Genomic DNA, 13,868 nt, shown 5'->3' on the forward strand with positions numbered 1-13,868 from the left:
CTGCCGGGCGCTGGAAAGGTATGCCTATTCAAGCGTCGGCTGCGGTCAGGGGCGTCCGTCGTCCGCGTCGACGACTCCCGGGGTCGGCGTGGTGCCGGTGAAGGCGTCGCGCATCGTGCCGACACCGCGCTGCGGGCGGGCGCGGTCCAGGTACTTCGCCCGCGACTCCTTGCGCGGTTCCGGGTCGGTGCGCATCGCCTGGTTCCGGTCCTGCTGCAGCGCGCTGTCCACCTCGCCCTCGCGGTTGAACGACCACATGAGCATCGGGTCGCCGATCGGCAGGTCGTGTGCGGGCTGCGAGCCCATCGGGGTGCTGTGCCAGGTGTGCCAGGTCTTGCCGTACGAGTTCACCAGGTGTCCCATCAGCTCGGTCTCCACCGCGATCGGCAGGCCCGGAGCGACGAGTTCGCCGGAGAACACCTCGTGGTTGTGCGGGTGCCACGACGCCTGCTCGGCCTCGGACAGGGAGTCGAAGAGCCGCTCGGACACGATGTACTCGATGCCGATCAGGTTCGCGTCGGCGGTGTTGCCGTCGAAGAGCACGCACTGCAGCATCTCGGCGTTCACCACCTTGCAGAAGTGGTGCGCCTCCATCTGCACGTCGGGCTCGCCCTTCACGCAGTGGAAGCCGACCACGTAGACGTCGAAGCCCCGGAGCGGCGCCGAGGTCTGCAGCACGTCGGCGCCGCGGTCGAGCAGGGCGAGCTCGAAGCCGCCGGGCTCTCCGGGCGGGGTGACACCGGTCCTCCGGTCGTGCACGGTGGGGTTCAGGGGCATGGGGGCGTCCTTCCGTCCGTTCGAGGTGGGCGCCATGCAACCCGGCAGCCCCTCGGAACGCTGTGCGGTTGCGGCGTACTGTCCGCTGCATGCCCGCACTCATCGACACGTTCACCCTGTCCAACGGTCTCCACATCCCGAAGATCGGCTTCGGCACCTGGCAGATCCCGTCCGGCTCCGACGCGTACGACGCCACGAAGACCGCGCTCGACCTCGGCTACCGCCACATCGACACCGCCCTGGCGTACGGCAACGAGGCGAGCGTCGGCGAGGCCGTCCGCGACAGCGGCATCCCCCGCGACGAACTCTTCATCACCACGAAGCTGCCGGCCGAGATCAAGACGGCGTCCGGCGCACGGGACGCCTTCGAGGAGTCGAGCAACAATCTCGGCCTCGGACACGTCGACCTGTACCTGATCCACGCGCCGTGGCCCTGGAGCGACATGGGCTCCGACCACCGCGACGGCAACGTCGAGGTGTGGAAGGTCTTCGAGGAGCTCTACGACGCCGGCCGCACCAAGAGCATCGGTGTCTCGAACTTCGCCGTCGCCGACCTCGAGGACCTGCTCGGCCGCACGGACGTCGTCCCGCACGCCAACCAGATCCGCTGGTTCATCGGCAACACCCAGGACGAGACGACCGCCTTCGACCGCGAGCACGACATCCTGACCGAGGGATACTCCCCGCTCGCCACCGGTGGCCTGCTCGAGAACGAGCAGATCGCCGAGATCGCGGCGAAGTACGACAAGACCGTCGCCCAGGTCGCGATCCGCTACCTGCTCGAGAAGGACGTCCTGCCCCTGCCGAAGTCCACGACCCCGTCGCGCATCACCGAGAACGCCGACGTCGACTTCGTGCTGGCCGCCGAGGACGTGGCCGCGCTCGACGCGCTCGAGGACACTGCGAACTGACGCGACCCCACCCCGGACGGGAGGCGCGGTGCCAGCTGGCACCGCGCCTCCGGTCCGTCAGACGGCGGGCTTCATCTGATCGACAGATCGATCGCGACGACGCCGAGTACGAAGGTCAGGACGATGACCACGAGGCCGATCGCCGGCGTCACTACCCGTCGCCGCACCGTGGGAGCACCGGACGCTCCGATGACCCATGTCGTTATCGTGACGATGAGTGCGACCAGCGGTACGAGGAACTGCGCAGTCTCCCCGACGGCGTACGAACACTGCAACGTCACGTCGAAAGCGCAGGGCGTGTACTGCTCCAGTTGCGCGGCGAGCATCCCCGGCAGCGAGCCGATCGTCGCGAACACCTCGAGGAACACGAGGAAACAGAACGCGAGTCCGAGCAGCCACCAACCACGGGGACGGCGCTGGACTTCGTCGATGGATGACCGCTTCATGTGAGGCTGACCGTACCGCAGGGGTGACACGGAGCACGGACTCGTAGGGTCGAGTCGTACCGACCGCACACCCGGGTGGGTCCGCGCCCCACAGCGGGCCTGACGACGGGAACAGATCGTCCCTGTTGCCGGTTGCACCACACGGTGTCGCAGCCAGTGACACGAGAGCCCAGGAGGCCACCATGACCACCACCGAGACCGCCATCCTCGCCGGCGGATGCTTCTGGGGAGCGCAGCAGCTCCTCCGTCGTCGTCCCGGCATCGTCAGCACCCGCGTCGGCTACTCCGGCGGCGACGTGCCGAACGCGACGTACCGCAACCACGGCGACCACGCCGAGTCGGTCGAGATCGTCTTCGACCCGTCCCAGATCTCGTACCGGGACCTGCTGGAGTTCTTCTTCCAGATCCACGACCCGTCGACGAAGGACCGCCAGGGCAACGACATCGGTCGCAGCTACCGTTCGGCGATCTTCTTCACGACCGACGAGCAGAAGCAGGTCGCGCTCGACACCATCGCGGACGTCGACGCGTCGGGCATCTGGCCCGGCAAGGTCGTCACCGAGGTCACCGCGGCCGGCCCGTTCTGGGAGGCCGAGGACGAGCACCAGGATTACCTCGAGAAGAACCCGCACGGCTACACCTGCCACTTCGTGCGTCCGGGCTGGAAGCTCCCGCACCGCGACGAGGCGACTGCGGCCGTCTGACCTGACGACCGCCGCGGATCAGCGCGATCCGCCGAGCAGTTCCAACCAGTCCCCGGGAAGGCGATCCGCCGGCCCGGGGACTGCCTGCGTCACGGGGTGGCTGGTGGGTGCTGCGAGCTCGAGCCCCTCGGAACGGGTGTCGTCGCGGTAGTCCCACGCCCAGGTCTCGCCGGGCTCGTAGCTCTGGATGACCGCGTGCCCGGTCTCCTCCCAGTGCCGCGTCGCGTGCGTGTTGAGGGAGTCGTCGCAGCAGCCGACGTGGCCGCACGCCGCGCAGCGGCGCAGGTGCACCCACCACGAGCCGGTCGCGTCGCACTCGACGCACCCGTCTCCGCTCGGTGCGATCTCGGGGTGGATCATCTCGGCCTGGTCCGTCATGGCACCATCATGGCCTGAGACAGGGCACATGCGGTCGGGAGGCACGGGGCGGGCCCGCACCGCGCCTCCAGGCCGTCGTCGGGTCGCGTCCAGGGCGAGGCATGGGGCGGTCGTGCGGGTGGCCGGGCCAGGATGGCCTGGGGCCGACAGCCGATCGGCTCGCAGAGGGAGGACACCGTGGACACAGCGCCGTACTCGCAGCCGTTGCGGGAGTACATCGAACAGCTGCGGACCGAGGGGTACAGCGTCGCGGACGGCCAGACGGCCGACCCGGAGCTGATCGACCCGCACGGCAACCCGGTGCTCACCTGGCAGGACGACTACCCGTACTCGGAGCGCCTGCCGCGGGACGAGTACGAGTACCAGAAGTACCTGCTGCAGATCGAGCTGCTGAAGTGCCAGTACTGGCTCGAGGACACCGGCCAGAAGGTCGTCGTGCTCTTCGAGGGGCGTGACGCCGCGGGCAAGGGCGGCACGATCAAGCGGTTCACGGAGCACCTCAACCCCCGGACCTCGCGGGTCGTGGCACTGAGCAAGCCGACCGAGCGCGAGCGTGGTGAGTGGTACTTCCAGCGGTACGTGCAGCACCTGCCGGCCGCCGGTGAGATGGTCCTGTTCGACCGCTCCTGGTACAACCGTGCCGGCGTCGAACGGGTGATGGGCTTCTGCAGCGACGACGAGTACGAGTCGTTCATGACCCAGGTGCCGCAGTTCGAGCGGATGCTCGTCGACTCCGGCATCCACCTGACGAAGTTCTGGTTCTCGGTCACCCGGCGCGAGCAGCGGACCCGGTTCGCGATGCGCCAGCTCGACCCGGTGCGGCGGTGGAAGCTGTCCGACATCGACCTGCTGTCGCTCGACCGGTGGGAGGACTACACCGAGGCGAAGACGGCGATGTTCACCCGGACGAGCAAGCGCTACGCGCCGTGGACGATCGTGCGGTCGAACGACAAGAAGCGCGCGCGGCTCAATGCGATGCGGTACTTCCTGACGCAGTTCGACTACCCGGACAAGGACACCGACGTCATCGGCAAGCCGGACCCGCTCATCGTCCGCCGCGGCAAGCGGGACGTCGACGTCGAGTGATCCCCCACCGGTGATCCCCCGCCGCTGATCTGCGCGCCGACTCGGAACGTTTACACGCCGAGGCCTGCCGTCACGCACTCGAAACAGACGGGCAACGGCGACGACACAGGGCCGCAAGACACTTGTCGCACTACCTGTCACCCGACAGGTACTCCGCGAAAGGTCTGCAGTCATGCGTTCTCCGCAAGCACCGCTCCACGCACCGCGCGCCACGTCCGACGTCGACACCCAGGGGCTCGCCCGCCTCGGCTACGAGCAGGAACTCCACCGCGGGGTCGGCTCGTTCTCCTCCTTCGCGGCGGGCTTCTCCTTCGTCTCGATCCTCACCACGGTCTTCCAGCTGTTCGGACTCGGCTTCGGGCTCGGCGGTGCCGCGTTCTTCTGGGCGTGGCCGCTCGTCTTCGGTGGCCAGCTGCTCGTCGCGCTGAACTTCGCGCAGCTCGCGGCCCGCTGGCCGATCTCCGGCGCGATCTTCCAGTGGTCGAGCCGCCTGGCCGGAGCCCGGTTCGGCTGGTTCACCGGCTGGACGATGATCATCGGCCAGATCCTCACCGTCGCGGTGGCGGCCATCGCCGTGCAGGCCGTGCTCCCCGCGATCTGGGACGGGTTCCAGGTCGTCGGTGGCCCCGGCGCGGACCCGTCCGTCGCGTCGTCGACCGGTGCCGCGAACGCGGTGGTCCTCGGCCTGGTGATGCTCGCCGTGACGACGATCGTGAACATCACGAGCGTCCGGCTGATGGCCCGCGTGACGAGCTTCGGCGTGCTCATCGAGATCGTCGGCGTGGTGGTGCTCATCGGCGCCCTGTTCCTGCTGCCACACCGCAGCGCCTCCGTCGTCTTCACCACCGCCGGGTCGACCACCACCGAGCCGTACGTGTGGGCGTTCCTGGCGTCCTCGCTGATGGCCGCGTACGTGATGGTCGGATTCGACTCGGCCGGTGAGCTCGCCGAGGAGACCCACAACCCACGCCGGACCACCCCGAAGACGATCGTCCGGGCACTCACGGTCTCCGGCCTCGGCGGCGGGCTGCTCATCATCGGCGCCCTCGTCGCCGCCCCGAGCCTGACCGACGGCAAGCTCGCCACGCAGGGTCTCGCCTGGGTGATCACCTCGACCCTGGGCGACGTCCTCGGTCGGCTCCTGCTCTGCACCGTCGCCGTCGCGGTCTTCGCGTGCACCCTCGCCGTGCAGACCGCCGGAGCCCGGATGGTCTACTCGATGGCCCGCGAGAAGGCACTGCCCTTCCACCGCACCCTCGCCCGGGTCTCGCCCCGCACCGGCACCCCGATCGCCGCGTCGATCGTCGTCGGGGTCGGCGCCGGGCTGGCCCTCGCCGTCAACATCGGGCAGTCCGCGATCTTCACCGCCCTGTCGAGCCTGTGCATCGCGATGCTCTACCTGGCCTACCTCGGGGTCACCGGGCCGCTGCTGGTCCAGCGGATCAAGCTCCGGCGCACGGGGCTGCCGACCGGGGTGGACGAGGACGGCAAGCCGCTGTTCACCCTCGGTCGCTGGGGCATCCCGCTGAACGCCCTGGCCGTGGCGTTCCAGATCGGCATGGCGATCAACCTCATCTGGCCCCGGCCGGAGATCTACGACCTGACCGGCACCTCGTGGTGGCTGCAGTACAGCGCCCTGCTGTTCATCGGCGGCGTGCTGCTCGTCGGCTGGGCGTGGTCGAGCTGGCGGCACCGCACGCACGGGCCGATCACCCTGGCCGAGGTGCCCACCACCGCGGCGGTGCCCGTCCCCGCAGCCGCGACTGCGGCGAGCCCGACCGCCGCCTCCGTCGAAGCCTGATCCGGAAGGAACCCCATGCGCGACCTCCACCAGACCGACAGCGTGCTCGCCTCCCGGTCCGACGCACGCGCCCAGGCCGGCTCGCAGTCCGAGTACATGCCGTACCTGCCGGCGTCGTCGTCACCGTTCGCCCCCGAGGGCGTCGACCCCGCAGAGCTCGTCTGGGCCGAGACGGTGGCGCCGGGCGGGTACACGCACAAGGTGCTGGCCCGCGGGTCACGGCTGCGGTTCGACGACCCGACGGGTCAGGCCTGCGCCAACGTCCTGGTGTTCAACGCGCTCGAACCGTGGGAGCGGCTCAACGTCGCGGACACCCAGAAGATCCCGTGGCAGGCGTACCTGGGCCAGGGTTCCCCCCTGCTGAGCGGGGACGGCCGGGCACTCGCGACCGTGCTCGAGGACACCTCGGGGCACCACGACGCGTTCTGCGGCACCTCGACCGACGCCTGGAACGAGCGGAAGTACGGCGACGCGGCACCCGAGGGGCGCACCCCGAGCGGTCGGTCGCTGTTCGCGAAGGCCGCCGCCAAGCACGGGCTCACCAAGCGGGACCTGCCGCCGAGCATCTCGTTCTTCCAGGGCGTGCGGATCGACGCCGAGGGGGCGATGACCTTCACCGGTTCGGCGGGCGCGGGCACCCACGTCACGCTCGTCGCCGAGCTGCCGCTGCTCGTGCTGGTCGCGAACGTCGCGCACCCGATCGACCCGCGCCCGGACTACCTGGTCGGACCACTGCGGGTGCACGCCTGGCGCGGGGCCCCGACGACCGCGGCCGACGAGCGGTTCACCGCGACGCCGGAGCTCACCCGCGCCTACCTGAACTCGATCGACCACGCGGAAGCCCGAGGCCTGTGATGACCGACACGACGACCCACACCCCCGCCTCGACCGTCCCGGTCGGAGCCGTCCACGATCCGGACGTCGCCCTCGACTGGAGCGAGTCCCTGGTGCCGGGCACCGTGGTCCGCGACGACCGGGTCGCCCCGCTCGCGCCGTGGTCCGCCGTGGTCCGCGCCGGCGAGGTGCTCACCATCGTCGACGTCGGCGGCAACCAGAGCGCCGACTGCCTGCTCTACGACGCCCACGACCCCGACGAGCGGTACAGCGTGCCGGACACCCTCGCCGCACAGGGCAACGCGTACGTCCGGACCGGCACCGTGCTGATGTCGAACGAGGGCCACCCGCTGATGACCGTCGTCGCGAACGAGATCGACCGGCAGGACACCATCGGCGGCGCGTGCTCGAAGGAGTCGAACACCCTGCGGTACGGGCACCACACCCAGTACCAGCACGGCTGCCGCGAGAACTTCCTGGCCGAGGCCGGCCGCCACGGACTCGGTGCCCGCGACATCGTGTCGAACCTCAACTGGTTCATGAACGTGCCGGTCGAGGCCGACGGCGCCCTCGGGATCGTCGACGGCATGAGCGCCCCCGGCAAGCGGGTCGCGATCCGGGCCGAGCGGGACGTGCTCGTCGTCGTCTCGAACTGCCCGCAGATGAACAACCCCTGCAACGACTTCTCCTGCACACCGCTGCGCATGATCGTGGTCCAGCCGTGACCGCCGCGCCCGACCCCACCGGGACCGCCACCGTGAACCAGACCCCCGCCCTCAGCCCCGACACCGTCCTCGTCGCGAACCGCGGTGAGATCGCCCGCCGCATCATCCGGTCCGCCAAGGCACTCGGCATGCGCACCGTCGCCGTCTACTCCGACGCCGACCGAGCCGCACCCCATGTGCGCGAGGCCGACACCGCGGTCCGGCTCGGACCCGCACCCGCCCGCGACTCGTACCTGCGCATCGACGCCGTGGTGCAGGCCGCGAAGGACACCGGCGCCGGACTCGTGCACCCCGGCTACGGGTTCCTGTCCGAGAACACCGACTTCGCCCGGGCCTGCGAGGACGCCGGCATCCGGTTCGTCGGGCCGACCGCCGACCAGATCGTCCGGTTCGGCGCGAAGCACACCGCCCGCGAGCTGGCCGCCGCCGCCGGGGTCCCGATGCTCGCCGGCACCGGGCTGCTCGCCAGTGTCGACGACGCCGTGATCGAGGCCGAGCGCATCGGGCTGCCCGTCATGCTCAAGGCCACCGGGGGTGGCGGCGGGATCGGCATGCAGGCCTGCTCGACCCTCGACGAGGTCCGCGAGGCGTACACGAGCGTCGTCCGCCTGGCGACCGCGAACTTCGGGTCGGCCGGCATCTTCCTCGAGCGGCTCGTGCGGCCGGCCCGGCACGTCGAGGTCCAGCTCTTCGGTGACGGCGAGGGCCGCGTCGCGGTGATCGGCGACCGCGACTGCTCCCTGCAGCGCCGCAACCAGAAGGTCATCGAGGAAGCCCCGGCACCGGCGCTCCCCGAGCACGTCCGCGCCGAGCTGCACGCGTCCGCCCGCCGCCTGGCCGAGAGCGTCGGGTACCGCAGCGCCGGCACCGTCGAGTTCGTCTACGACCCGGTGCGCGAAGAGGCGTCGTTCCTCGAGGTGAACACCCGCCTGCAGGTCGAGCACCCGGTCACCGAGGAAGTGTTCGGCGTCGACCTCGTCGAGCTCATGCTCCGCCTGGCCCGAGACGGCGCGGTCGGCATCGACCCCGACGTGTTCGACCGCATCTGGACCCCGAACGGCCACGCCGTCGAGGCCCGCGTCTACGCCGAGGACCCGGCGAAGGGCTCGCTGCCCTCCAGCGGCCTCGTCACCCAGGCCGTGTTCCCGAGCGCGACCACGGCATCCGGCGAGCGCACCGGCATCCGCGTCGACGGCTGGGTCGAGACCGGCTCCGAGGTGTCCGCGTTCTACGACCCGATGCTCGCCAAGGTGATCGCCACCGGGGAGACTCGCGACGACGCCCTCGACCTGCTGCGCGACGGACTCGCGACCACCCGCATCGACGGCATCGTCACGAACGCCGGGCTCCTCCGCGCGCTGACCGACGACCTCGAGCTCCGCACCGCCACGCACTCCACCTCGACGCTCGACGCGACCGAGGACCCGGACCCGCGCATCGACGTCGTCGCGCCCGGCACCATGACGATGATCCAGGACCTGCCCGGCCGGGTCGGGTACTGGCAGGTGGGTGTCCCGCCGAGCGGCCCGTTCGACGCGGCCTCCTTCGCCGAGGCGAACCGCGCCGTGGGCAACCCGGACGGTGCCCCCGCGCTCGAGGTCACCGCCACCGGCCCGACGCTCCGGTTCTCGGCCGCCGCGGTGGTCGCGCTCACGGGTGCGCCGGCGCCGGTCACCCTCGACGGCGAACCCGTGGCGCTGTGGGAGCCGGTCGAGGTCGGCGCCGGCAAGACCCTGGCGATCGGCACGGCACCCGGTCCGGGCCTCCGCACCTACCTGGCGGTCCGGGGCGGCTTCGACGTGCCGACCTACCTCGGCTCGACCGCGACCTTCACGCTCGGTGGCTTCGGCGGTCACGCCGGGCGGGCCCTGCTCGCCGGCGACGTCCTGCGCCCGGGCTCCCCGGACTCGGACGCCCCGCACCCGGCGTTCCCGTCCGGAACCCGTCTGGGCCTGGTGGGCGGCCCGACCCCGGCCGACCGCCGCACCGCGCTGACCGACGCGTGGGAGATCGCCGTCACCGAGGGGCCGCACGCCGCGCCGGACTTCTTCACCCGCGCCGACCTCGACGTCTTCTACGCCACCGACTACGCCGTGCACCACAACTCGGCGCGCACCGGCATCCGGCTCATCGGCCCGCGGCCGGAGTGGGCGCGGACCGACGGCGGCGAGGCCGGTCTGCACCCGTCGAACATCCACGACACCCCGTACGCGGTCGGTGCGATCGACTTCACCGGGGACACCCCGATCATCCTCGGACCGGACGGGCCGTCGCTCGGCGGCTTCGTCTGCCCCGCCGTGGTCGCCAGCGGCGACCTGTGGAAGCTGGGCCAGCTCCGACCGGGTGACACGGTCCGGTTCGTCCCGGTCCGCGAAGCCGACGCCGCCGCGCTCGACGCACACCGGGCCTCCAGGACGGTGCCGCGTACCGGGGGTGACGGCGACGACGGTGTGATCGCCCACCTGGACGCGACCGACGTGCGACCGAGCGTCGCGTACCGACGTGACGGCGACGACAACGTGCTCGTGGAGTACGGCGACATGACCCTCGACATCGCTCTGCGGATGCGCGTGCACGCGCTCATGACGAAGCTGCAGGAGCACACGCCGAAGGGGATCCTCGACATCACTCCGGGCATCCGCTCGCTGCAGGTGCACACCGACGCGTCCGTGCTCAAGGCGCGCGACGTGGCGGGGCTGCTCCGCGAGCTCGAGGACGAGATCCCGCCGACCGACCAGCTCGTCGTGCCGTCACGCACCGTCAGGCTGCCACTGTCGTGGGACGACCCGGCCACCCGCCTGGCGATCGAGCGGTACATGAACGGCGTGCGGAACGACGCCCCGTGGACGCCGTGGAACATCGAGTTCATCCGTCGCATCAACGGGCTCGAGAGCGTCGACGACGTCTTCCGCACCGTGTTCGACGCGAGCTACCTGGTGCTCGGCCTGGGCGACGTGTACCTCGGCGCCCCGGTCGCGACCCCGCTCGACCCCCGGCACCGCCTGGTCACGACGAAGTACAACCCGGCCCGCACCTGGACCGCCGAGAACTCCGTCGGCATCGGCGGCGCGTACCTGTGCATCTACGGCATGGAGGGTCCGGGCGGCTACCAGTTCGTCGGCCGCACCGTGCAGATCTGGAACCGGTTCCGCCGGGGCGGGCTGTTCCAGGAGAACCCGTGGGCGCTGCGGTTCTTCGACCGGATCGAGTGGTACCCGGTCGGTGCCGACGAGCTGCTCGAGCTGCGCGCCGAGACGGACGCGGGGCGGGGTTCGTTCGAGACCGTCGAGGGCGAGTTCTCGATCGCGTCGTACAACCGGTTCCTGGCCGACAACGCCGGGTCCATCGCCGACTTCCGGGCGCAGCAGGCGCAGGCGTTCGGCGAGGAGAAGGAGCGGTGGCGTGCATCGGGCGAGTTCGACGTCCGTGACGAACCGGCCGCCGTGGTGGCCGACGCCGTGACCGTGCCCGAGGGGTCGACCGCCGTGTACGCCCCGTTCACCTCGACCGTGTGGCAGGTGGACGTCCGCCCGGGTGACCGGGTGGACGAGGGACAGAAGCTGCTGGCCGTGGAGGCGATGAAGATGGAGTCGATGGTGCACGCACCGGTGCCGGGCCACGTGCTCGAGGTGTACATCAAGCCGGGCGACCAGGTCGCACCGGGGCAGGTCCTCGCCGCGATCGGAGCGGCAGCGTGAGCGGGGCCACCGCCGCGGCCGCCCGCGTCCGCGACGCCTTCGCCCGCATCGACGCCGTCGACCGCCCCGAGGTCTGGATCACCCTGCGCGACCGCGAGTCGGTCTTGGCCGAGGCCGAAGCCGTGGATCCGTCCCTGCCCCTGGCCGGCCTGCTGTTCGCCGTGAAGGACAACATCGACGTCGCCGGCCTGCCCACCACCGCAGCCGCCCGCTCCTACGCCCACGACCCCGCCGCCGACGCCACCGCCGTCGCCCGGCTCCGCGCCGCCGGCGCCGTCGTCGTCGGCAAGACGAACCTCGACCAGTTCGCCACCGGCCTGGTCGGCACCCGCTCGCCCTTCGGTGCGGTCCGGAACGCCTGGGACCCGACGCGGATCTCCGGCGGCTCGTCGAGCGGCTCCGCCACGGCGGTCGCCCTGGGCATCGTCGACTTCGCGCTCGGCACCGACACCGCCGGGTCCGGCCGCGTGCCCGCCGCGCTCGGCAACCTGGTCGGGGTGAAGCCGACGAAGGGACTCGTGCCGAACACCGGGGTCGTCCCCGCCTGCCGGTCGCAGGACTGCGTCACGGTGTTCGCCCGGTCGCTCGACCTCGCACGCACGGCGGCCGAGCTGATGGCCGGTCCGGACGGTGTCGACCCGCTCACACGGCCCGACCGCGCCCTCGCCGACCTGCCCGCCGTCCCGCGCATCGCGGTGCCGCTGCCGTCGCAGCTCGAGGGGCTCGCACCCGGCTGGGCCGAGGCGTTCGCCGCGGCCGTCGACCGGTTCCGCGCGCTCGGACACCAGGTGGTCGAGGTCGACATCGCGCCCCTGCTCGACGCCGCGTCGCTGCTCTACGACGGCGCCTTCGTCGCCGAGCGGTACGCGGCCGTCGGCGCCCACATCGAGGCCCACCGCGACGAGGTCGGTGCCGACCTCGACCCGTCGGTCGCCGCGATCGTGCTCGGTGGCGCACGACCGACCGCCGCGGAGCTCTTCGCCGACCAGGAACGGCTCGACGCGTTCGGGGCAGCCGGTCGCGCCGCGCTCGAGGGCGCGACCGCCCTGCTCACCCCGACGACGACGTGGCATCCGACGCTCGAGCAGGTCGCGGACGACCCGATCGGCGCGAACAGCCGGATGGGTCGGTACACGAACTTCGCGAACCTGCTCGACATGGCGTCGCTCGCCGTGCCCGCCGGCTTCGTAGACGGCCTGCCGTTCGGCGTGATGCTCACCGGCCCGGCGTTCAGTGACCGGCGCCTGGCGGCGTTGGCCGCCGCGTTCGCCGCCCCGACCGTCGACCTGCTGGTCGTCGGGGCGCACCTGCGCGGTCAGCCGCTGAACGGGCAGCTGGTCGCGTCCGGCGGATCGTTCGTCCGGGAGGCCCGCACCGCGTCCGACTACCGGCTGTACGCCCTCGACACGGTGCCGCCCAAGCCCGGGTTGGTCCGCGTGGGTCCGGTCGCGTCCGGCGCTGCTGCGCCGGATTCGGGCTCGGGCTCGGGCTCGGGCTCGGGCTCGGGCTCGGGCATCGTCGGGGAGGTCTGGAGCCTGCCCGCCGCCGGCTTCGGCACCTTCGTCGCGGCCCTGCCGGCACCGATGGCGATCGGCACCGTGGCGCTCGACGACGGTACCGACGTCACCGGGTTCCTGGTCGAGCCGTTCGCGGTCCAGGGGGCCGAGGACATCACCCACCACGGCGGCTGGCGCGCGTACCGGGAACAGTCGTGACGGACACCGGCTGTCAGGATGGGGGCATGTCCCCCGACGACCGGCCCGTGCGCCCCGGCCGACCGCGGGTCGTGCCGAACGCCGACTCCGCGCTGAGCCCGCGCGACCAGATCCTCGACGCCGCCGCCGCGCTGTTCGTCGAGAACGGCATCAGCGCGACCTCGACCCGGGCGATCGCCGAACGGGTCGGGATCCGGCAGGCCTCGCTGTACTACCACTTCGCCGGCAAGGACGACATGCTCGTCGAGCTGCTGACGACCTCGGTGCGCCCGAGCCTCGAGCTGGTCCGCGGCCTCGAGCAGCTCGTGCCGGAGTCGGCCTCAGCAGCTGGTGCCCTCGCCGCCCTGGTCGTCGCCGACGTCGACACCCTTGCCCGCACGCCGCACAACATCGGCACGCTGTACCTGCTGCCCGAGGTGCAGGGCGAGCGCTACGACGGGTTCCGGGCCGAACGAGTCGAACTGCAGGAGGCCTACGGGCGCCTCGGCTCGCGCGCTGCCACCCCGGACGTCGCCGCCGGAGTCTCGCCGTCGCGCCTCGGTGCCGTGCTCATCCAGATCACCGAGACCGTCATCCAGCTCCGCCGGTCCGGCCCCGTGCAGGACGCCGACCGTGATGCCCTCGTCGCGGCCTGCCTGCGCGCCTGCGGGCTCGACACCGCCGCCGTGGCCGAGGCCCGGCGCGACGCCGAGTCCCTGCTGGCCGCCGTCGCGGTCTGACCCCTTCTCCCGCAGCTTCTGTCCCTCGTCCACCCGGTCACCCGGGCGGACGTCCACCTGCCACACGGTCGAGG

12 protein-coding genes are annotated in these 13,868 nt (G+C 71.5%); 9 read left to right on the forward strand and 3 right to left on the reverse strand.

The annotated features are described in order from the left end of the window. Positions 1-45: 45 nt before the first annotated feature. Complete coding sequence (locus DEJ17_RS13830; protein ID WP_110894784.1) at positions 46-777, reverse strand: OBAP family protein; 732 nt, start codon at positions 775-777, stop codon at positions 46-48. An 89-nt stretch (positions 778-866) separates the two neighbouring features. On the opposite strand from DEJ17_RS13830, the gene DEJ17_RS13835 reads away from it, so the two are divergent. Beyond that, positions 867-1,688 carry an aldo/keto reductase gene (locus tag DEJ17_RS13835; protein ID WP_110894785.1) on the forward strand — a complete coding sequence of 274 codons (822 nt, stop codon included), beginning with the start codon at positions 867-869 and terminating at the stop codon, positions 1,686-1,688. 71 nt (positions 1,689-1,759) lie between these two features. Here DEJ17_RS13835 and DEJ17_RS13840 read toward each other — a convergent pair whose 3' ends face one another. Further along, a complete protein-coding gene (locus tag DEJ17_RS13840) occupies positions 1,760-2,056 on the reverse strand; it encodes a hypothetical protein (protein ID WP_146239725.1) in 297 nt (98 codons plus the stop codon). Between the two features lie 260 nt (positions 2,057-2,316). On the opposite strand from DEJ17_RS13840, the gene msrA reads away from it, so the two are divergent. Next, a complete protein-coding gene (gene msrA / locus DEJ17_RS13845) occupies positions 2,317-2,838 on the forward strand; it encodes a peptide-methionine (S)-S-oxide reductase MsrA (protein WP_027467243.1) in 522 nt (173 codons plus the stop codon). An 18-nt stretch (positions 2,839-2,856) separates the two neighbouring features. On the opposite strand, the gene DEJ17_RS13850 is transcribed toward msrA, so the two are convergent. Continuing rightward, complete coding sequence (locus tag DEJ17_RS13850; RefSeq protein WP_071404761.1) at positions 2,857-3,216, reverse strand: UBP-type zinc finger domain-containing protein; 360 nt, start codon at positions 3,214-3,216, stop codon at positions 2,857-2,859. A gap of 132 nt (positions 3,217-3,348) precedes the next feature. Here DEJ17_RS13850 and ppk2 point away from each other — a divergent pair, with 132 nt between their 5' ends. From ppk2 to DEJ17_RS13885, 7 genes are all read left to right on the forward strand, one after another. Continuing rightward, entirely contained in the window at positions 3,349-4,302 is a 954-nt protein-coding gene (ppk2, locus tag DEJ17_RS13855) for a polyphosphate kinase 2 (RefSeq protein WP_110858540.1), read from the forward strand. A 172-nt stretch (positions 4,303-4,474) separates the two neighbouring features. Beyond that, positions 4,475-6,103: an APC family permease gene (locus DEJ17_RS13860; RefSeq protein WP_110894787.1), complete on the forward strand. Its 1,629-nt coding sequence runs from the start codon at positions 4,475-4,477 to the stop codon at positions 6,101-6,103. A 15-nt stretch (positions 6,104-6,118) separates the two neighbouring features. Continuing rightward, the gene (locus DEJ17_RS13865; protein WP_071404759.1) at positions 6,119-6,958 is read left to right on the forward strand and encodes an urea amidolyase associated protein UAAP1; all 840 of its coding nucleotides are present in this window, start codon (positions 6,119-6,121) and stop codon (positions 6,956-6,958) included. Beyond that, complete coding sequence (locus DEJ17_RS13870; RefSeq protein ID WP_110894788.1) at positions 6,958-7,662, forward strand: urea amidolyase associated protein UAAP2; 705 nt, start codon at positions 6,958-6,960, stop codon at positions 7,660-7,662. Before DEJ17_RS13865 ends, DEJ17_RS13870 begins: the two co-directional genes overlap by 1 nt. Next, entirely contained in the window at positions 7,659-11,360 is a 3,702-nt protein-coding gene (gene uca / locus DEJ17_RS13875; protein ID WP_375342577.1) for an urea carboxylase, read from the forward strand. Before DEJ17_RS13870 ends, uca begins: the two co-directional genes overlap by 4 nt. Continuing rightward, complete coding sequence (gene atzF, locus DEJ17_RS13880) at positions 11,357-13,075, forward strand: allophanate hydrolase (RefSeq protein ID WP_110894789.1); 1,719 nt, start codon at positions 11,357-11,359, stop codon at positions 13,073-13,075. The genes uca and atzF overlap by 4 nt, the downstream gene beginning before the upstream one ends. 26 nt (positions 13,076-13,101) lie before the next feature. Next, the gene (locus DEJ17_RS13885; protein WP_110894790.1) at positions 13,102-13,794 is read left to right on the forward strand and encodes a TetR/AcrR family transcriptional regulator; all 693 of its coding nucleotides are present in this window, start codon (positions 13,102-13,104) and stop codon (positions 13,792-13,794) included. The last annotated feature ends 74 nt before the right edge of the window (positions 13,795-13,868 follow it).

Origin of the sequence: Curtobacterium sp. MCSS17_011 (assembly GCF_003224275.1) — a bacterium.
GTDB lineage: Bacteria > Actinomycetota > Actinomycetes > Actinomycetales > Microbacteriaceae > Curtobacterium.

Excerpts from the sequence above, each read along its gene's own strand:
- DEJ17_RS13870 (WP_110894788.1), top strand. The coding sequence starts at position 6,958 with ATGACCGACACGACGACCCACACCCCCGCCTCGACCGTCCCGGTCGGA.
- DEJ17_RS13850 (WP_071404761.1), bottom strand. The coding sequence starts at position 3,216 with ATGACGGACCAGGCCGAGATGATCCACCCCGAGATCGCACCGAGCGGA.
- DEJ17_RS13830 (WP_110894784.1), bottom strand. The coding sequence starts at position 777 with ATGCCCCTGAACCCCACCGTGCACGACCGGAGGACCGGTGTCACCCCG.
- DEJ17_RS13860 (WP_110894787.1), top strand. The coding sequence starts at position 4,475 with ATGCGTTCTCCGCAAGCACCGCTCCACGCACCGCGCGCCACGTCCGAC.
- DEJ17_RS13835 (WP_110894785.1), top strand. The coding sequence starts at position 867 with ATGCCCGCACTCATCGACACGTTCACCCTGTCCAACGGTCTCCACATC.
- msrA (WP_027467243.1), top strand. The coding sequence starts at position 2,317 with ATGACCACCACCGAGACCGCCATCCTCGCCGGCGGATGCTTCTGGGGA.
- DEJ17_RS13885 (WP_110894790.1), top strand. The coding sequence starts at position 13,102 with ATGTCCCCCGACGACCGGCCCGTGCGCCCCGGCCGACCGCGGGTCGTG.
- ppk2 (WP_110858540.1), top strand. The coding sequence starts at position 3,349 with ATGGCCTGGGGCCGACAGCCGATCGGCTCGCAGAGGGAGGACACCGTG.
- DEJ17_RS13865 (WP_071404759.1), top strand. The coding sequence starts at position 6,119 with ATGCGCGACCTCCACCAGACCGACAGCGTGCTCGCCTCCCGGTCCGAC.